Below are 1,169 nucleotides of genomic sequence, written 5' to 3'. Positions count from 1 at the left end.
GCCAACCTGCCGCGTCAGGACGAAGTGTTTCCGGATCGCGAGCACTTCGGGCGGATCTTCTTCAATCAGGCCAACATGAGCGCCATGGGCATCCCGCAGATCGCCGTGGTCATGGGCTCGTGCACCGCTGGCGGCGCGTATGTGCCGGCGATGGCGGACGAAGCGATCATGGTGCGCAACCAGGCGACGATTTTTCTCGCCGGCCCGCCGCTGGTGAAAGCTGCGACCGGTGAAGTGGTCAGCGCCGAAGATCTGGGCGGCGCTGATGTGCACTGCAAGACCTCCGGCGTGGCCGACCATTACGCCGAGAACGACGAACACGCCCTCGCCCTCGCCCGCCGCAGCGTCGCCAACCTCAACTGGCGCAAGCTCGGCGAGGTGCAGCAACGCACGCCGATTGCGCCGCTGTACGCCAGCGACGAGTTGTACGGCGTGGTTCCGGCTGACGCCAAGCAGCCATTCGATGTGCGCGAAGTGATCGCGCGGCTGGTCGACGGCTCGGTGTTCGATGAATTCAAAGCGCTGTTCGGCACCACGCTGGTCTGCGGTTTCGCGCACTTGCACGGCTACCCGATCGCGATTCTGGCGAACAACGGCATCCTCTTCGCCGAAGCCGCGCAGAAAGGCGCGCACTTCATCGAACTGGCCTGCCAGCGCGGCATCCCGCTGCTTTTTCTGCAGAACATCACCGGTTTCATGGTCGGCCAGAAATACGAGGCCGGCGGCATCGCCAAGCACGGCGCGAAACTGGTGACCGCGGTGGCCTGCGCCAAAGTGCCGAAATTCACCGTGATCATCGGCGGCAGCTTCGGTGCCGGTAACTACGGCATGTGCGGGCGCGCTTACGATCCGCGTTTTTTGTGGATGTGGCCGAACGCGCGAATTGGCGTGATGGGTGCCGAACAGGCCGCAGGCGTCTTGGTGCAGGTCAAACGCGAACAGGCCGAACGCAGCGGTCAGGCGTTCAGCGCCGAGCAGGAGACCGAGATCAAGCAGCCGATTCTCGACCAGTACGAAGAACAGGGTCACCCCTACTATTCCAGCGCGCGGCTGTGGGACGACGGCGTCATCGACCCGGCGCAGACCCGCGATGTACTGGCCCTGGCCTTGTCTGCGTCGCTGAACGCGCCAATCGAACCGAGCCGCTTCGGCGTGTTCCGGATGTGATG

The 1,169-nt window shown here is 64.2% G+C and carries 1 protein-coding gene; it reads left to right on the top strand.

Annotated features, from left to right (window positions below):
- A partial coding sequence (locus D6877_RS16840) for a carboxyl transferase domain-containing protein (RefSeq protein ID WP_130911512.1) occupies positions 1-1,167 on the top strand: 1,167 nt, incomplete at its 5' end.
- Positions 1,168-1,169 lie beyond the last annotated feature (2 nt).

The organism is Pseudomonas sp. Sample_9 (assembly GCF_004307535.1).
In the GTDB taxonomy this organism is placed as follows: Bacteria; Pseudomonadota; Gammaproteobacteria; order Pseudomonadales; family Pseudomonadaceae; genus Aquipseudomonas; species Aquipseudomonas mercuritolerans.
This window is presented reverse-complemented; position numbering and strand designations above follow the sequence as displayed.